At 42.1% G+C, this 19,305-nt stretch carries 12 protein-coding genes; all 12 read left to right on the forward strand.

Annotation, left to right across the window (positions count from 1 at the left end; translation table 11 throughout):
* Window positions 1-35: 35 nt before the first annotated feature.
* The 12 genes from ACFQ19_RS10395 to ACFQ19_RS10450 all read left to right on the forward strand — a co-directional run bounded on the left by ACFQ19_RS10395 (window position 36) and on the right by ACFQ19_RS10450 (window position 19,301).
* Window positions 36-1,865 (forward strand): assimilatory sulfite reductase (NADPH) flavoprotein subunit, encoded by a 1,830-nt coding sequence (locus ACFQ19_RS10395; protein ID WP_379592012.1) that lies wholly within the window; start codon window positions 36-38, stop codon window positions 1,863-1,865.
* Between the two features lie 24 nt (window positions 1,866-1,889).
* Window positions 1,890-3,623, forward strand: a complete 1,734-nt coding sequence (cysI, locus tag ACFQ19_RS10400) for an assimilatory sulfite reductase (NADPH) hemoprotein subunit (RefSeq protein ID WP_379592013.1) — start codon at window positions 1,890-1,892, stop codon at window positions 3,621-3,623.
* Window positions 3,624-3,754: 131 nt separating this feature from the next.
* The gene (gene cobA / locus ACFQ19_RS10405; RefSeq protein WP_379592014.1) at window positions 3,755-5,239 is read left to right on the forward strand and encodes a uroporphyrinogen-III C-methyltransferase; all 1,485 of its coding nucleotides are present in this window, start codon (window positions 3,755-3,757) and stop codon (window positions 5,237-5,239) included.
* 89 nt (window positions 5,240-5,328) lie between these two features.
* Complete coding sequence (locus tag ACFQ19_RS10410; protein WP_379592015.1) at window positions 5,329-6,126, forward strand: sirohydrochlorin chelatase; 798 nt, start codon at window positions 5,329-5,331, stop codon at window positions 6,124-6,126.
* Window positions 6,104-6,718: a precorrin-2 dehydrogenase/sirohydrochlorin ferrochelatase family protein gene (locus tag ACFQ19_RS10415; protein ID WP_379592016.1), complete on the forward strand. Its 615-nt coding sequence runs from the start codon at window positions 6,104-6,106 to the stop codon at window positions 6,716-6,718. Before ACFQ19_RS10410 ends, ACFQ19_RS10415 begins: the two co-directional genes overlap by 23 nt.
* Before the next feature lie 748 nt (window positions 6,719-7,466).
* A complete protein-coding gene (locus tag ACFQ19_RS10420; RefSeq protein WP_379592017.1) occupies window positions 7,467-10,115 on the forward strand; it encodes a cation-translocating P-type ATPase in 2,649 nt (882 codons plus the stop codon).
* Window positions 10,116-10,481: 366 nt separating this feature from the next.
* Complete coding sequence (locus ACFQ19_RS10425) at window positions 10,482-12,788, forward strand: polyprenyl synthetase family protein (protein ID WP_379592018.1); 2,307 nt, start codon at window positions 10,482-10,484, stop codon at window positions 12,786-12,788.
* Between the two features lie 380 nt (window positions 12,789-13,168).
* On the forward strand, window positions 13,169-14,782 hold the full coding sequence (locus tag ACFQ19_RS10430; RefSeq protein WP_379592019.1) for an ATP-binding protein: 1,614 nt from the start codon (window positions 13,169-13,171) through the stop codon (window positions 14,780-14,782).
* Window positions 14,779-15,477, forward strand: coding sequence for a response regulator (locus ACFQ19_RS10435; protein ID WP_379592020.1), 699 nt, complete (start codon window positions 14,779-14,781; stop codon window positions 15,475-15,477). Before ACFQ19_RS10430 ends, ACFQ19_RS10435 begins: the two co-directional genes overlap by 4 nt.
* A 101-nt stretch (window positions 15,478-15,578) precedes the next feature.
* The gene (locus ACFQ19_RS10440; protein WP_379592021.1) at window positions 15,579-17,276 is read left to right on the forward strand and encodes an SLC13 family permease; all 1,698 of its coding nucleotides are present in this window, start codon (window positions 15,579-15,581) and stop codon (window positions 17,274-17,276) included.
* A gap of 187 nt (window positions 17,277-17,463) precedes the next feature.
* Window positions 17,464-18,168: a metallophosphoesterase family protein gene (locus tag ACFQ19_RS10445; RefSeq protein ID WP_379592022.1), complete on the forward strand. Its 705-nt coding sequence runs from the start codon at window positions 17,464-17,466 to the stop codon at window positions 18,166-18,168.
* Between the two features lie 287 nt (window positions 18,169-18,455).
* Window positions 18,456-19,301 (forward strand): ABC transporter ATP-binding protein, encoded by an 846-nt coding sequence (locus ACFQ19_RS10450; RefSeq protein ID WP_379592023.1) that lies wholly within the window; start codon window positions 18,456-18,458, stop codon window positions 19,299-19,301.
* Window positions 19,302-19,305 lie beyond the last annotated feature (4 nt).

Genomic DNA, 19,305 nt, shown 5'->3' on the forward strand with positions numbered 1-19,305 from the left:
AAGTTATCTAAATATAATTTGTGAGGTTGATAGCGTTGCAATTTCAAGTAAATAATAGTCCATTTAATCAAGAGCAAGTTGATTTGCTCAATCGTCTTTTTCCAACACTGACAGAGACACAACAAATATGGCTGGGCGGCTATCTGTCTGCTTTACAAAGTACAGCCCCGGCTGCTGCAGATACGGCAGTACCGCTTGACTTACCAGCTGCAGCTGTAACAGAAGCTTCCCCTGTCGAGGTTACTGTCCTTTTCGGATCACAGACAGGAAATTGTCAAGAAGTGGCAACAACAGTTTCTAGCAAGCTAGAGGAAAAAGGAATGAAAGTGACGCTTGTCTCTACGGCAGATTTTAAGCCGAATAAATTGAAGAACCTTGAAAATCTGCTGATTGTTATTAGCACACAAGGGGAGGGAGACCCGCCGGATACTGCTATTCAGTTTCATGAATTTCTGCATGGACGCCGGGCGCCGAAACTGGAATCGTTGAATTATTCCGTATTGGCACTGGGGGACAGCTCTTATGAATTTTTCTGTGAAACAGGCAAGCAGTTTGATGAGAGGTTGGCAGAATTGGGAGGAAAGCGAATCATAGACCGGATGGATTGCGATTTGGATTATGATGAAGATGCGGAAGAATGGCTTGAAAATGTGGTGAACGAACTTGTTGCATCGCAGGAAGCAACTCCGGTTCCGGCAGCCGCAGAAGCAGCTGCAACCGTAGAAACCAAAGCATCTTCATTTTCCAGAACCAATCCGTTCGAGGCGGAAATCTTTGAAAATCTTAAAATGAACGGCCGCGGTTCCAATAAAGAAACGTATCATATGGAATTGTCGCTGGAAGGATCGAACCTTGATTATGAACCAGGAGACAGCATCGGCGTTTATCCTGAAAATGATCCTGTTATCGTGGATGAGCTGATGAAAGAAACAGGTTGGAATCCGGATGAGTTGATTCCTGTGAATAAAAAAGGAGATGAAGTTCCTTTACTGGAAGCATTGCGGAAGACTTTTGAAATCACTGTATTGACGAAGCCATTGTTGCAGAAGGTTGCCGAGTTCACCCAAAATACGGGATTACAACTGCTCATGGCTCAAGAAAATGATGAAGCGATTAAAGAATATGTATATGGACGTGATTTATTAGATTTAATTCGCGATTATGAACTAAAGGATTTGCCGGCGAAAGAATTTATCGGATTGCTGCGCAAAATGCCGCCTCGCCTTTATTCGGTGGCAAGCAGTTATAAAGCAAACCCTGACGAAGTGCATTTAACGGTTGGCGCTGTACGTTATCAAACGTATGGCAGAGATCGAAATGGTGTCTGCTCCGTGCAGTGTGCTGACCGCAGAGAACCTGGGCAATCCCTATCTGTCTATGTGCATAAAAATCCGAATTTCAAACTTCCTGAAGATCCGGATAAACCTATTATTATGATCGGGCCGGGAACAGGCATTGCTCCATTTCGGTCTTTTATCGAAGAACGTGAAATGATGGAAGCGAAAGGGAAATCATGGCTTTTCTTCGGAGACCAGCATTTTGTAACGGATTTTCTGTACCAGACAGACTGGCAGCGCTGGTTAAAAGACGGTACGCTAACCAAAATGGATGTTGCTTTCTCACGTGATAAAACAGAGAAAGTCTATGTACAGCATCGTATGCTGGCGCAAAGCAAAGAGATTTATGAGTGGCTGCAAGAAGGAGCAGTAGTTTACGTATGCGGGGACGAGAAAAATATGGCAAATGATGTCCATAATGCGTTAATGACAATTCTGGAACAGGAAGGAAATTATGATTCAGAACAGGCGCATAATTACCTGACTACCTTGCAGCAGGAAAAACGTTACCAGCGGGATGTCTATTAGTTAGCAGAGGAAGGAGAATAATGCATGACAGATAATAAAACAGTTCATAAACCGGTTCATATTCAAGACGGACCGCCAAGTGATGTAGAAAGAATAAAAAAAGAGAGTAATTATTTACGCGGGTCATTGGTAGAAACCTTAAACAATCCGATAAGTGCGGGGATTCCCGATGAAGATAACCGGTTAATGAAATTCCATGGCAGTTATTTGCAGGATGACCGGGACTTACGTACAGAACGCCAGCGTCAGAAGCTTGAACCTGCTTATCAATTTATGGTGCGGGTCCGTGTTCCGGGAGGAGTAGCAACCCCGGAACAATGGCTGGTCATCGATGATTTGGCTAATACCTATGGAAACGAGACAATTAAATTGACGACAAGACAGGCGTTTCAGATGCATGGCATTTTAAAATGGAATATGAAAGCCAGTATGAAAGGTATCAATGATGCATTGATGGATACCCTTGCGGCCTGCGGAGATGTGAACAGGAATGTGATGTGTAACCCGAACCCGGATCAATCGGAGGTTCATGCCGAAGTTCATCAATGGTCCCGCACCCTGAGTGATTATTTATCGCCGCGCACGAATGCTTACCATGAAATTTGGCTGGATGAAGAAAAAGTGGTTGATACCAAAGAAAGTGATGAAACGGAACCGATGTACGGGGAAGTTTATTTACCAAGAAAGTTCAAGATTGGCGTGGCAGTCCCGCCATCCAATGATGTCGATATCTTTTCACAGGATTTAGGTTTTATAGCTATTCTGGAGGATGGGCAGCTTCAAGGTTTCAATATATCGGTAGGCGGCGGAATGGGGATGACCCATGGGGATACCAATACGTATCCGCAGCTGGGAAGAGTTATCGGTTTCTGTAAGCCGGAGCAGATCACAGATGTCGCTGAAAAAATCATTACGATTCAGCGCGATTATGGAAATCGTTCCGAACGAAAATATGCGCGTTTTAAATACACCATTGATGCCAGAGGGATTGACTGGCTTAAAAATGAATTGACAGAACGTTTAGGGTGGCAGCTGGAAGAGGAACGTGATTTTCATTTTGACCATAATGGCGACCGTTATGGCTGGGTCAAGGGTACAAATAATCGCTGGAATTTTACGCTTTTTATTCAAAATGGACGAATCCAGGATAAAGAGGATTATCAGCTGATGACTGGATTGCGGGAAATTGCCAAGATTCATACCGGAGATTTCCGTTTAACTGCGAATCAAAACCTGGTTATCGGAAATGTTACCAGCCAGAAGAAAAAGCAAATCATAGACCTCATCGAGGAATATGGATTGTCCGATGGAAAGCAGCAGTCTGCATTACGCCGGAATTCCATGGCTTGTGTTGCTTTTCCGACTTGCGGGTTGGCAATGGCTGAATCGGAACGTTATCTGCCTTCCTTGATTGAAAAATTGGAAGCGTTGCTTGAAGATGAGGGACTTCGGGATGAAGAAATAATCATCCGCATGTCCGGCTGCCCGAATGGATGCTCACGAGCCGCGTTAGGAGAGATAGGCTTTATTGGCAAAGCTCCAGGGAAATATAACATGTATTTAGGAGCAGGTTTCGCCGGGCAGCGTTTAAGTAAGCTTTACCGTGAGGGTATTGGGGAAAAAGAAATTCTAGAAACGCTGCAGCCGATGATTCAGCATTATGCCAAAGAACGGCTGGACGGAGAACACTTCGGTGATTTTGTCGTCCGACAAGAATACGTGAAAGCTGTTATTTCGGGAACAGACTTTCATGATTGATGATTTCAGGTATGCGAATGTTTAAGAAAAGTCAGGGTTGCAGCGCCACCCTGCTTTTCTTTTACTTTCTTACAATAACAAGGTTCATGTGACAGTGGATCGTATCAGTGTTGAAATGAGGGGGAGAAATGATGGGGAATCAAGGATGTGTTTATCTGGTTGGAGCTGGTCCGGGTGATATTGGGTTAGTAACAGCGAAAGGGTATCGGTATTTACAGCAGGCGGAAGTTGTTTTATACGATCGGCTGGTTAATCCGCTCTTGCTGGAATATGCTTCCCCGCAAGCAGAATATATTTATTGCGGCAAGATGCCTAAGAAACATATACTGCGTCAGGAAGCGATTAATGATTTATTGGTACAGCGCGGCTTGGAGGGAAAAAAGGTTGTCCGTTTAAAAGGCGGGGATCCAAGTGTCTTTGGCCGTGTCGGGGAGGAAGCGGAAGCACTAGAACAGGCAGGTGTGCCTTATGAAATTGTTCCAGGAATAACGGCAGGAATCGGAGCTGCTGCTTATGCGGGTGTCCCCGTTACCCATCGTGAACACAGCCTTTCCTTTGCTGTTATTACAGGTCATGATAAATCACCTTCAGGCGAACCGTTAATTGATTGGCATGCGCTTGCGAATGGAGTCGATACAATTGCGTTTTATATGGGGGTTGGGAATCTTCCTCATATTTCAGAGCGGCTTATCTCCCATGGACGCGCCTCTGACACACCAGTCTTATTAATACAATGGGGAACAACAGGGAAACAGAGAACGTTGCAGGGAAGCCTTGCAACCATTGTAGAAAAGGCAAAAACAGCACAGTTTAAAAATCCTGCGATTATTTTGGCAGGGGATGTAAGTGGTATCAAAAAAGGAGCCAGCTGGTTTGAAAGCAAGCCGCTGTTCAGTCAGCATGTGCTGTTTGGCCGGGCAAGCGAAGAGTCAAGTACGATAGGACAGCATTTAAGGGATCAAGGAGCGGAAGTGTTTGAATTTCCGCGCATGCAGCTGCAAAAGAAGCTGTTGAAGGCAACCGATATTCCGACAGATAAAGATCTTCTTTTTCTTTCACCCGCAAGTGTGGATGTTTTCTTTGCATCCTTGCAGGCAAATAAAATAGATATCCGTCATATACAAGGGGAATTCTATGGCGTGTCTTCAAAAACAATAAAAGCTTTAGCGTCTTATCATTGTGTTGGAAAAGAAGTGACAGAAAGGGATTCGCATGCTTCTTCATTGGTTATATTGGGAGATTCGGAAGGGATAGACCGGGAAAAGCAACGTTATGCTATCGGATTTGGTGATGATTTTATTGCTACACACACTTATAACCGTGTGCCGCAAACGCTTGAAACTTTCAGCCGCCTGCAAGAAGAAGAACGGATTGAAACTATTATTTTTCCTAATGCGCGTTCTGTTCAGACCGTGACGGAGGGTTTTCAAGCCTGTGGAGAATCGCCGGAAAGCATCAGTGCATATGCTCATGTGATTTGCTTTGGAGAAAAATCGAAGCAAGCTGCTGTTAAGGCTGGTTATTCTATTGCGACGGTATTATCGGAGCCGAGCGAAGAAGCGCTATTTGAAGCACTGGTGCAAAAAGAATTTCCGCTTGCTGCGGCATTATCTTAATTATTCACACAAGTTTTAAAATGTGTATCGTTTAGCCAACAGAAATTTGATAGACTGGAGATAGAAATCAGGAAGAAGGTGAGTTTAGGATGCAGGCCATTTTATATATCGGGCATGGAAGCCGGGTGCAACGAGGCAATGAAGAACTCTTGGCTTTTGTGGACAAAGCGAAGAAGAAAAATCCGCAAGTAGCGATTCAGGAAACCTGTTTTATAGAACTTGCTTCGCCGTCCATCCAAACAGGAATTGACAACTGTGTGCGGCAAGGAGCCACACAAATTGCAGTAGTACCGGTGCTGCTGCTATCAGCCGGTCACGCAAAGCTGGATATTCCAAACGAGATTGCAGAGGCGGAGGAGCGCTATCCGGAAGTGACGTTTTCTTATGGAAATGTAATGGGGGTCGATCCCGCAATGATTGATTTACTTACCAAGCGTCTGGAAATGGGCGGATTAGAGCAAACAGGCCAAAAGCCTATTTATAAAGAACGTGAATCAGCTTCCGTGCTGCTGGTGGGCAGAGGAAGTAGCGACCCTGATGCGAATAGTGACCTTGCCAAAATTGCACGTTTATTGTGGGAAGCGGCTCCGGTTAGCGAAGTAAATACGTGTTATCTGGCTGCTACGCATCCGAAACTGAATGAAGGACTGGAGCGGGAAGTGAACAGTTCTTATGACCGTGTATTTATTGTTCCGTATTTGTTATTCTCCGGTGTGTTAATGAGAGAATTACGCCAAAAGCTGGATGAATTATCGGAACGGACAGATAAACAATTTATTTTGTGCCCGTATCTGGGTTTTGATGATCAGCTGGTAGATGTCCTGGTTGACCGAGTGCATGCCTTACTGGGGAGGCAGTCTCCTGATGCGAATTCCAATTTTGTTTGAGATAAAAAATAAAACCGTGATTGCTGTAGGCGGAGGAGCGATTGCAGCAAAAAAAATCAAGCCTTTGTTCGAAGCCGGCGCGGATATAACGCTTATCGCACCTGAAATTCATCCCGATTTGCAGGCATTGTATGAAAATGGAGAAATAAAGTGGAAGGAAAGAATGGTACAGGAAAGGGAGCAGTTTGACAGTTCCATACTCCTATTAATGACGGAAAAAGCGGAACTGAATCAATCTCTTTATGAAAATAAACGGCCGGATCAGCTGGTGTATATAATAAATGACGCGAAGAAAAGTGATTTTCATTTTCCAGCTGTGTTGAAGAAGGGGCAATTAACGATTGCACTGTCCACAAACGGTGCCAGCCCGATATATGCAAAGCGGCTTAAGAAGCAGTTGGAGGAGCATCTTCCTGTAGAAGTGGAAGAAGACCTTGCTTTTCTTGATCAGGCACGAAAAAGCATTCTGGCTTATCCATTGACGGCAAAACAAAAGAAACAGCTGCTGCAGCAGATTACGACAGAGGATTTCTTGCGGCGGGAGAACCGGCAGCAGCTGTTTGAAGCAATGCTGGAAGAAGCTGAAGAATGATGTACAGCTGTATACATACTTATCGAAATAGACATATTGCATTTGATGATAGGGAGCGAGCGTAAAGCTTACTCCTTTTTTTGTTGTGGATAGGTACTAAGAAGCTATGATCATTTTGTAAAGAATACTTTTTCTGGTTATCTATATAACTTGAAATTAATATTTTCCTTCCTAACACTCGCTACGGAAAAACACTACGCTTTCCATGGGCTTGTCCTCAACCTCCTTTAAAGAAGACTTGCTGATTGGCAAGCAGTCAGGCGCTGACAGAAGCAAAGTCGCACTTATGCCCCGCGGGTAGAAAGAAGACTTGCTGATTGGCAAGCAGTCAGGCGCTGACAGAAGCAAAGTCGCGCTTTCATCGACTAAGAACGGTCACGTCCTGTGACCAACGTCGATACTAGGACGTCGTATCCGTCGTGCCCCGCGGGTAGAAAAAGAAGACCGCTTTTTCTGCGGGGTCTTCACACTACGCTTTCCCATAGGAGTCTCCGTGTTTTTCCTTCGCTAGTTATGATGCTTAATTCTAAAATAAATGGCTTCATTTTTTAGCACAAAAGACAGGTTTATTAATTCAATTTATATAGCGTTTTAATTGGTTGAAAATAGGTAATAGCTCACATAAGAGAAAAGTGTTTAATATGTACAAAAACGTTAAAAATAACAGATATAAATAGCACTTTCTTGAAGATGTCAAGTGCAGGTAGTATTATGTAGCTGCAAAAAGAACAAGCAGGGAGATTGAGACATGGAAACATATCAAAAAAAGCTGGAAGAAGTTTTGGAAACAGCTGACACTTCTCAACAAGGCTTAACAACACAAGAAGCAACATCAAGGCTTAAGAAATACGGCTATAATGAAATAGAGGACAAAGAAAAAGTACCGACTTGGAAATTATTCCTGGAGACTTTCAAAGATCCCATGGTTATTGTTCTGTTGGCAGCAGCCGCAGTACAAATATTAATTGGAGAATGGGTCGAGTCCATTATTATTTTCCTTGTCCTGTTAATCAATGCAGTCATCAGTGTTGTCCAGACAAGAAAAGCGGAAAGCTCTCTGGAGGCGTTACAGGATATGTCTGCGCCAGATGCAAATGTGATGCGGGATGGAACAGAAAAGACCATTGCTGCAAAAGAGCTTGTGCCCGGAGATATTGTCTACTTAGAGGCTGGGGACTATGTTCCGGCCGATGGGCGTCTGCTGGAAAACGGTTCATTACGGGTAAATGAAGGCATGCTTACCGGTGAGTCAGAAGCTGTTGAAAAAAACGTAGATGTTATTGAAGAGGAAGCTGCTTTAGGCGATCGGCTGAATATGGTATATAGCAGTTCGCTCGTTGTTTATGGACGGGGCTCTTTTGTTGTGACAGGTACCGGAAGTCAAACAGAAGTCGGTAAAATTGCCGATATGCTTTCTACCGCAGAACAAAAAGAAACGCCGTTACAGCAGAAATTAAACAGCTTCAGCAAGAAACTCGGAATCGGCATTTTGATTCTTTGTGTTGCTATTTTTGCTGTGCAAGCAGCGCGAATATGGTTTGGCGGCGGTGAAGCAGATACAACAACAGCGTTATTAAATGCACTGATGTTCTCGGTGGCTATTGCTGTGGCAGCTATCCCCGAGGCATTACAATCAATCGTTACGATTGTTCTATCTGTCGGTACGAACAAAATGGCGAAGCAGCACGCGATTATTCGTAAGTTGCCGGCTGTAGAGACGCTAGGATCGACCAGTATTATCTGTACAGACAAAACAGGGACGCTGACACAAAATAAAATGACCGTCACGGATGAATTTTTACCTTTTCATGCGAATGAACGTTTACCGGAAAATCCGGATGATTGGGACAAATCCGAGAAATTGCTGGTTTATATTGCAGCGCTTTGTAATGATTCGTATATCAACCAGGAGAACCAAGAAATCGGGGATCCGACAGAGATTGCTTTAATTCAATTTGCTAATAAACAAGCTCACGACTATCAGGAATTACGGGAAAAATATCCGAGGGAAGCAGAATTGCCGTTTGATTCAGATCGTAAACTGATGTCAACTGTTCATCATATTGACGGAGAACGCTTGTTATTTGTTAAAGGCGGTCCGGATGTGATGTTTCATCGAGCAAGCCATGTGCTCTTGGATGGAGAAGTGCAGCCATTGACCGATGATGTATTAGAGCGGTTTGAAGGAGCCAATGAAGATTTCTCTAACCAGGCTTTACGTGTATTGGCTTATGGGTATAAGCCTCTGCCTGATAATCAGACAGATATTACGCATGAAGATGAACAGGATTTTGTATTAGTCGGACTGACGGCCATGATGGATCCGCCAAGGGAAGCAGTGTATGGTTCGATTGAAGAAGCGAAGGCAGCGGGAATACGGCCTATTATGATTACCGGAGATCATAAAACCACTGCAGAGGCTATCGGACGAGATATCGGTTTGATGGGTGATGAGGATATTGCAATTACCGGAAAAGATCTCGATAAAATGTCAGATGAAGCATTAGAAGAAAAAATTGAACAAATTTCGGTGTATGCCCGCGTTTCTCCAGAAAATAAAATCAGAATCGTACGCGCTTGGCAGCAACGAAGTGCTGTCACAGCTATGACAGGTGACGGGGTAAATGATGCACCAGCTTTAAAACAGGCAGATATCGGTATTGCCATGGGAAGCGGTACGGATGTTTCCAAAGACTCCTCGGCAATGATTCTGACCGATGATAATTTTGTATCAATTGTCAATGCAGTTCAGGTCGGGAGAACGGTATTTGATAATATTAAAAAAGCTATTGGTTATTTATTTGCCGGGAACCTCGGAGCAATCCTTGCAATTCTGTATGCTGTTATTTTCAATCTGCCGAATCCATTTACAGCCTTGCAGCTGTTATTTATTAACTTAGTCAATGACTCGCTGCCTGCAATTGCTTTAGGTATGGAAAAATCGGAAGCTGGTGTAATGAAAAGGAAACCGCGGCCGGTGAATGAAGGCATATTTGCGGGCGGTACGCTCCGGACTGTTTTAACACGCGGTATTTTGATTGCTGTGGTTGTAATTATTTCCTTCTATATTGGCTTAGCTGATTCGAATGAGATGGGTGTAGCAATGGCGTTTACCACGCTGATTATGTCACGGACGTTGCAGACTTTTGCAGCACGTTCGAATACACAGACGTCCATCAAATTGGGATTCTTTGCTAATAAGTATGTAATTGGAGCGGTTGTCCTCGGATTTGCATTATATGGCATTACATTACTACCATTTTCCAGAGATGTATTTAATATTCCTGCTGTATTTGGTTTGGCAGAATGGGGAATTGCTACAGGTTTAGCAGTTGCAGCTGTGATTGCAATGGAAATCGTTAAAATGATATTGAAATACTTTTCAAAAACGGAATAAATGACAAAGACCTTTTATGCATTGCTATTTGCTGCAATGCATAAAAGGTCTTTATTATTTATTGTTACGTAACTTCCATTCCATAGGTACAGGAGGAAATAATTTCCTCCATACATCTGTAGACAAAGATTAGCAGGTGAAGTGTATGGCGACCGCGGCTTTTCTTTCGATTTATTGGCTTTTAAATTATATGTTCCAAAAGCTATTCAGCTGGAGCAGGAGGAGCGGCTAAAAACGCAGAGAGAGTAAGATAAATGATGTTCATAATGTAAAGATTCCGTTAAGTTTTTGCTTCAGAAATTATTGTTTGCCTTGTTTCATGATATACTTAATTACTTAACAAAATATGAAGGACGGAACAGGCTAATGGAAAAAAATTATTCACAGGCGAAACAAAAGCAGGCAAAAGCGTATTTTCATACATTGCAAGCTCAAATACAACAAAAGGATTTTGCGGCAACATTGACAGAGACGCTTTATCAATATCAGCAGGACAAAAAGAAATCGTGGATTCATTTTGATAAAGGCGGGAGCCCTCCAAATAGAGCTTTTCTTTCCTATTTAGCAAAGACAGGCCAGCTCGATTCGTATTTACACCGGAGTATATCATATATCTATTTTCGCGACCTTGGCCGGGATATTACGTCACTTACAATGCAAAACAGAATCGCTGAGGTTACTGAAAGTGTGAAGAACTATTTACATCGGAAAAAGCAGCATGTTCCTTTCCATATGACTGAGTTATATCAAATGGCAAAAAAAGAATCACTGGAAGAGGCTTTTTTCTGGGTAATGGATAAGCTGCAGCATATTTCTTCTATTCTTCCTGAGCAAGTGAATAAGCAGGAAGCCAGAAGAAAGATCATGAAGATTATTGCCGGTGTTATCATGCATGCATTAGAAGAATTAGACGGGGAGCCTTCGAAAAGCATGAGAAGGGAGCTGTTGGATCAGGCGATTCGTACTGGTTACTACTATGGGTTAACCTATCCATTTATTGATGATATTCTGGATGCAGATGTATTAACAGTCTCCGAGAAAAAGACGTTTGCTTATTTTATCAAACAAACATTGTTAACGGGAGAAGTGCTTCCGGTAAAAGCCTCTGATTGGCAGGATAATCACTGGGAGTTCATTTCTGCTGTCCACCAAGAACTGTCCGAGGCATTTCAATATTTACAATCTTGCCAGCCGGCGGAAAGCAGACAGCTTTTCCTGGAAAATGCGTATCTATTTTTTGAAGCCCAGGAACTGGACCGGGAAAAACAATTGGATAACCCCGATTATACCGATGAAGCACTCTATACTTCCGTGATATTAAAATCAGCTTCGTCCCGATTGATTATTCGTTCCTTTAAGCCGTTTGCTGAAGGGGATCATATTGAGTCGAACATGTTTCATTACGGTTTATATAATCAGCTTGCAGATGATTTGACCGATTTGGAGGAAGACCTTGTTAATAAAAATGTCACGCCATATACGTACTTTATAACATATCAGCATCAACGTAACGACTTAATCAATCCTTTTGCTATGTATTGGTCAGTCATTTATTATTTTATCCATAAAGTGTATCCGGGAAAACCAGAAATAAGAAATATGATTCTGGACCGGGCAATAAATGGTTTCAAACGATTAAAAGAAAGACTGGGAAAAGAACGCTACCAGGAGCTGATGCAGCAATTTTCTTTTGATACGGATTTAGAGAAAGCGTTGGAAAAAATCGTGAACCGTAATCAACATGTCGCTTTTTTTGATAAATGGATACGGGATCAATTTTTAACAACATTAAAACAAAATGAGGCATCTAAGAAACAATTCAAGACGAAAATACAGGAAGTCAAGGACCAGATAGAGGAGCATCTTCGGTTTGAATCGGAGGGTGGTGCTTTAGAAGAAGCGGCTGATTATAGCTTGTCGGGCAATGCCAAGCGGTTACGGCCGATGATGACTTGGATAATGGCAAAAGAGGGATACGATTTGCCAGACCACCTGGTATTGCCGTTAGTGAAATCGATAGAGTATATGCATACAGCCTCGCTTATTTTTGACGATTTGCCTTCACAGGATAATGCACCGGAGCGAAGGGGCAAGGAGACACTGCATCAAAAATATAATCCTGCGACTGCAGAGCTGACAGGACTCTGGCTAACGCAGCGGGCTGTTGAGGAGCAGGCTAATATCGAACATCAAGATTCAAGCAGACTGCTGGAATTGATTGCTTATTCGACCAGAACAACGCAAAATATGTGTCAGGGTCAATTTTTTGATTTACACACCAGAGGGAAATCATTAACCCTGGAAGAACTGGAATCATTATCGATGTATAAAACAGCTCTTGGGTTTGAAGCGGCTTGGATGATGCCCCTGATTGTTGCCGGAGCATCGGAAGAGCGGAAACAGAGCGTCAAACGTTTTGCGCGTCACGCAGGTATCGCTTTTCAAATTAAAGATGATGTATTGGATATAACAGGTGATTCGGATGTATTAGGGAAGCAAACGGGAAATGATGATCGAAATAATAATTCGACCTTTGTGTCCATTCTTGGCAGAGAAGCAGCGCAAAAGGAAATGTGGGAGCATTATTTGGCAGCCCGGCAAGAATTAGCCCTGCTTCCGGATATTCCTTTCTTTTATCAGCTGTTGGATTATCTGATATTGCGCGAGCGTTAAATAGAAAAAACGGTCTTATCATCCGGGTAAATGCGGCATTCTGATGCAGGATGTAACATTTATCCGGTGTTTTACATAGCAAGGGAGCCCGGAGTCTTTATTACTTAACACCGAGCGTTTTTAACATATAAAATGATGTGTATTCTAATTTAAGAACGATTTCTGCGATGTCTTTCTTTGCCGCCTTTCATGGCATTCAATTCTTCTTTATTTTTCTTCTTCTTCTTTTTGCCTTTATCGACACTCATGAGAACACCCCCTTATTGATTAGTATGAGCTGCGTTGTAGAAAAGATGTAAATAAGCTATATTATGTCTTGGGAAGAGATGTTTTCAAATAATAAAAAACGATTCGCTTTTAGATAGAGAGGAGGCGGCGGTATGAAGAAGAAAGGTATGCCGTTCATGTTTCAAATGATGTTATTCACAAGTGGATTAATTTGTTTAACGCTGCTTGTGACAGGTTTGTTGATTGGTTATAATCAAGCATCCGAAACAAAAGAAGCCCTTTCTGATAAAGCTGCTTTAAGCGCAAATCATTTTGCTGGTATGCCGCTGGTGGTGGATGCGCTTGAAGAAGGGGAAGCTGATGAAACGCTTCATACGCTCACAAACGACATTCGGGAAAATAATCATTTACAGTACATTGTACTGATGGATATGGAAGGAATTCGTCTGACACATCCTGTTCCTGACCGGATAGGAGAAAATTTTGCCGGCGGGGATGTCGATGATGTCTTTGAAGGGAAGCGTTATACTTCTGAAGCTGTCGGCACATTGGGACCGTCGATGCGTGCTTTTGAACCGGTGTATAATCAGACAGGAACTCAAATTGGAGCAGTTTCTGTAGGAATTACAACAGAGGTGCTTCATCAGGCAGTGTGGGATAGTGTCAAAGTAACTATCTTAGGAACGATTGTAAGTCTGGGCATTGGGCTGATTGGGTCTTATTTTTTAGCTAGAAAGCTGAAAAAAACGCTGTTTGATTTAGAACCTCCGGAGATTGCGTATATGATGGAAGAACGGGAAGCAATGCTTGACAGTGTCAGTGAAGGGGTTATTGCAATAAATGCAGCTCATGAGGTTATCATTGCCAATCCATCAGCCAAAAAGATGATGGAGCGTGCTGGTCGTCAGATAGATATAATTGGTCAACAAATCGTCGATGTTTGGCCGGAACTGCACAGCGGGGATTTCATACAAGGAGAAAAAACCGTCTATGATAAAGTGGTGCACTTAGAAAGTCTAGAAATGATTACCAATATTGTTTCGTTTGAAGTAGATCAAGGACATGGCGGTGCACTTGTCACGTTTCGGGACCGGAATGAGCTGGATGCGGTAATGAAGAAGCTGTCTGGCGTAGAATCTTATGCCCATGCACTGCGGATACAGACACATGAGTTTATGAATAAACTTCATATTATCGGCGCGATGGTTCATACAGAATCCTATGAAGAACTGGCGGAATATGTGGACAGCTTGTCGAAAATTTATCAGCGGGAAACAGGTGTCATTTCTGCACATATGGATGATGCAGCTATTGCCGGCTATTTATTGACTAAATTAGAACGTTTGGAGCAGCTGCAAATAGCTGTAGACATTCAGGGGGAACATAAGTGGCCGAGTCTTTCAGATCCAATCATGGTGGACCGGTGGATTACGATTATTGGAAATAGCTTGGAAAATGCGGTCGATGCGATGGCGGGGCAGGAAGAAAAAAAGATGACCCTCCTATTTGATGTGGTGGACGGAGAACTGTATTACGAAATTCGGGATAATGGTATAGGCTTTGATGTAAAAGAATTACCTTCTATATTAGAAACAGGTTATTCCACCAAAGGACTGCATCGCGGATACGGAATGACGATTATGCTACAGGCTGTAAAAGCAGGAAACGGCAGCTATCATATTCAATCGGATATCGGTGCAGGTGTTTGTTTACAAATAAAAATGCCATATGAACATCATGAGGAAGAAGGGAATAATGCACGATGATACATATAGCAATCATTGAAGATGAGCCGTTGATTTCTAAGTTTCATCAGAAATATATTGAAAAAGTAGATGGGTTTTGCTGTGCCGGAAGCGTTGAAACAGTTGAGGAAGGTTTAGAACTGGCGAAACAGCCGGATGTGGATTTAATTTTACTGGACATCTATTTACAGCAGCAAAATGGGCTGGATTTATTAAAACAGATTCGTGCTGAAGAAATTAATGTGGACGTTATTTTAATTACTTCTGCCAATAATCAATCATCACTTCAAACAGGTTATCGTTATGGCGTGGTGGATTACCTTTTAAAGCCATTTACCTTTGAACGTTTCGAAGAGTCGCTTGTACGCTACCGCCAGACGGTAAAAACAACGGAAGGAAAGGTGCAGCAAGCAGAAGTCGATCGTTTATTTCACCCGAGAGAACAACCGGTGTTACAACCGGAAGACTTGCCAAAAGGCATTACAAAGGAAACATGCCGGAATATATTAACGGTTATGAAGGAGCAGGAAGATTGGCTGTCTGCGGCAGAATTAAGTGCTTATGCGCAGATTTCCCATGTTTCTTTACGAAAGTATCTGCGCTTTTTTGAAGAACAAAAACTGCTTGAAAAAAATGTGATTTATCACAGTTTTGGACGCCCGCTGCAGCAATATAAACTCTCGCAGGCAGGAAAAGACAATCTTCGTCAATTTTAGTTTCGATTAGTTAAAAAATATATACAAACGCAATAAAATCGATGAAAATAAAGAATAACCACTTTTGGGAAGCGTTTTCAATTTAAAAAGGAGTGGAATAAATGAATTATTTAACGTCGACATGGCAGGAACTTTGGAAACAGCATACACGTACGAAAAGTGTATTAAATGTTTTTGCCATACATAAAAAGGACGCTGTGAAAAGGGAAGATACTGATCGATACCAAGAAACTGCGGAGAAGGAAGATGCCAAGCAAGCACAAAATGAGCCTGGAAACTCCGGGAACGAGCCTCCGAAAAAGCCATATTCCAGAGCACAAATCATTGGTTTCATCTTAGGTCCGTTATTATTTGCTTTAACGATGCTTTTGTTTCAGCCGGAAGGATTATCTACAGAAGGAAAATCTGTACTTGCCATTACCTTATGGGTTGCAACATGGTGGATTACAGAAGCGCTGCCTATACCGGCTACTTCCCTGTTACCATTGATTCTCTTGCCAATTACAGGAGCAATGGAAGGGGAGGACGTCGCTTCTTCTTATGGGAATGATATTATTTTTCTATTTTTAGGCGGTTTTTTTATTGCTACAGCGATGGAAAAATGGAATTTGCATAAACGTATTGCTCTTTTTATTATTTCTGTCATTGGAACGAGTATACAACGCATTTTACTAGGGTTTATGGCGGCAACCGGATTTTTATCGATGTGGGTTTCCAATACAGCTGCCGTTATGATGATGATTCCGATGGGACTGGCTATTACAGCACAGGTCGCAAGTGTCTTAAAAGGAAAACCAGAAGAAAAAGAATTGCCGAAGTTTGAGAAATCGCTTATTTTCGGGATAGGGTACGCTGGAACAATCGGCGGTCTTGGAACGTTAATTGGAACTCCTCCAAATATTATTCTGGCAGGGCAGCTGGATGAATTATTCGGTGTAAATATTTCGTTTGCGACATGGATGCTATTCGCTTTTCCAGTTGTCGTATTCATGATTTTCTTCGCATGGATATATATAGATAAATTTGCATTCAAAACGGAGATTAAACAATTGCCTGGCGGAAAAGAATTAATTCAACAAGAAAGAAACAAATTAGGTAAGACAAGCTATGAAGAAAAAATGGTCTCCATTGTATTTCTATTTGCAGCATTCATGTGGATTACAAGAGATTTTTTCTGGACAGAAGATGGTGTGATTATCAACATTCCAGGAATTTCTGACGGGATGATTGCAGTAGTCGCAGCAATATTATTATTTGCGATTCCTGCTAAAAAAGAATTGCGTATCTTGTCCTGGAAAGATTCTCGAGACATTCCCTGGGGCGTGCTGTTACTGTTTGGCGGCGGTTTAGCGATTGCGGCAGGGTTTACGCAGACAGGCCTGTCTGATTGGCTGGGCCAACAGTTGACCGTTTTAGACGGCTTGCATTTATTCGTTATTATTTCAGCTGCTACGCTGATGATTATGGCTCTGACTGAAATCACATCGAATACAGCAACAGCGACCATGATTTTACCAGTCGTTGGTGCCTTGGCAGTCGCTTTAAATATACATCCATTTGCACTGATGATTCCATGTGCCTTAGCAGCGAACTGTGCCTTTATGCTGCCGGTCGGAACACCGCCAAATGCGATTATTTTTGGGACAGGAAAATTGAAAATTATCGAGATGATAAAAACCGGATTTTGGGTAAATATAGTAGCAACAGCCGTTATTGTGCTATGTGTTTATTATTTTGTCCCTGTAGTATGGGGAATTGATTTGAATACGATTCCTGATGTGTTTTTGGAAGGGAATTGATTTATGACAGTAAAATAGAGTAACAATAAAGCTTGTCAGGAACTTCTGTATTTCTGGCAGGCTTTATTGTGGTGATTATATCAGAATGTATAAGAGGTTGTTATTCAAATGGGTTTGAAACTTTTTGTATACGGTAATAGGAAAGGAGAATTGCAATTCATTTTATTCTTTTAGAGGAGGAAAAGTCATGAGACTGGCATTTGTATCTGATATACATGGCAATGCAGAAGCATTTGATGCTGTATTGCAAGATATAAAAGAAAAAAACATTGATAAAACGTATATTCTCGGCGATCTCTGCTTCAGAGGACCCGAACCGAAACGCGCACTTGATTTAGTAAGGGAAACAAATACAGAAGTTATCAAAGGAAATGCAGATGAATGGGTTGTCCGCGGTATACGTGCCGGAGAGGTCCCAGATGAAGCATATTCCATTATGAACAAAGAACGTGATTGGTCTCATGCCAAATTAGCGGAAGAGGATCTGGATTATTTAAACAATCTGCCGGAAGAATTAAATCTGGCATTCGGGAGAGTGAATATACATGCCTTTCATGCCACACCGGAAAGCTTATTTGAAGTAGTGCAGCCGACAGAAAGTGATGAAGTACTAAAAGAGAAATTAATGGCGAAGGAAGCGGATATTCATATTTATGCGCATATCCATAAATCATATATTCGGTATATCGATGGGAAGTGCCTCATTAATACCGGCAGTGTCGGCTTGCCTTTTGACGGGCTGAATATGGCCTCTTATGCTATCGTGGATATTACAGAGAACAGTTTCGAATGTTCGATAGCCAGGGTACAATATAATACAGAAAAAGTGATCGAACAGCTAAACAACTTTGATTATCCGAATACAGCATTTATAGCCAATGTTTTAACGTAACGTTGAAGGCAGGGTGAAAAAGAGGCAGCAATCTCCGCTTCGTATATGCCATCAAATCGTAATCGCAGCCATCGTCTGAAGCATTTCTTGCAGTCGGGGCGCGGTTACGATTATTTGTTTATCGCTGTTGAAAATATATTCGATGAACCTCCCGTGTATAACAGTTGGGAAAATAATGATATGATAAAGGTATTCATAAGCAGTTTGGTATCGACAAGGTGAGGAAATAGTTCAGATGTTAAGATGTATATTTGGTATAAATCAAATAATACGATAAGGAGAAGGGTATGAATCAACTCGTAGCATTAAAAGATATCAAGAAAACATACGGAAAGAAAAATGTATTACGCGATGTTTCCCTGCATGTAAAAGAAAAACAGATTATTGCTCTATTAGGCGGGAATGGCAGCGGGAAAAGCACCTTTTTACGTATTGCAGCAGGAATTGAACGCCCGGATGCAGGGCAGGTCATATATGTTGATAAGAACATTCGGATAGGGTATGTGCCAGAACGGTTCCCGAAGTATCTTCGTTTTACTCCGGAAGAATATTTGCATTATATCGGAAAGATAAACGGTATTCCGGAAGCTGTGCTCAAACAGCGTATGGCGTCATTACTGCATCGGTTCCAATTACATACATGGCGTGACCGCAGAATCAATACGTTATCTAAAGGGAATATCCAGAAGGTAGGTATTATGCAAGCTATCCTGCAGCAGCCGGATGTATTGATTTTAGATGAACCTTTATCCGGGCTGGATTTTCCCGCGCAGCAGGAATTCGTCTCTATTCTGAGTGAGTTAAAAGAACAGGGCACAACAACATTATTAACTTATCATGAAGCCTCCTCTTTTGAAAATGTTGTTGACCATACTTATTACATCAAAGATGGACATTTACAAGAAGAACAGGCATCGGAAAAAGAGGTAATCAAACAGATTGAAGTGAAGGGGATAAACGTTACCGATGTACAGGAATGGAAGGAAATATTGGATATAGTACAACGGGAAGACAACCTATTGTTATCTGTCCGTTCAGAAAATAGTAATCAGATTCTGACCAAAATTCTGGCATTGCAGGGAAGTGTGGAGTCTGTCGGCAATATCGATTTAAAAAGGGATGAAGAACAATAAAGGT

It is taken from the genome of Oceanobacillus locisalsi, assembly GCF_042675985.1.
Lineage (GTDB): Bacteria > Bacillota > Bacilli > Bacillales > Amphibacillaceae > Oceanobacillus > Oceanobacillus locisalsi.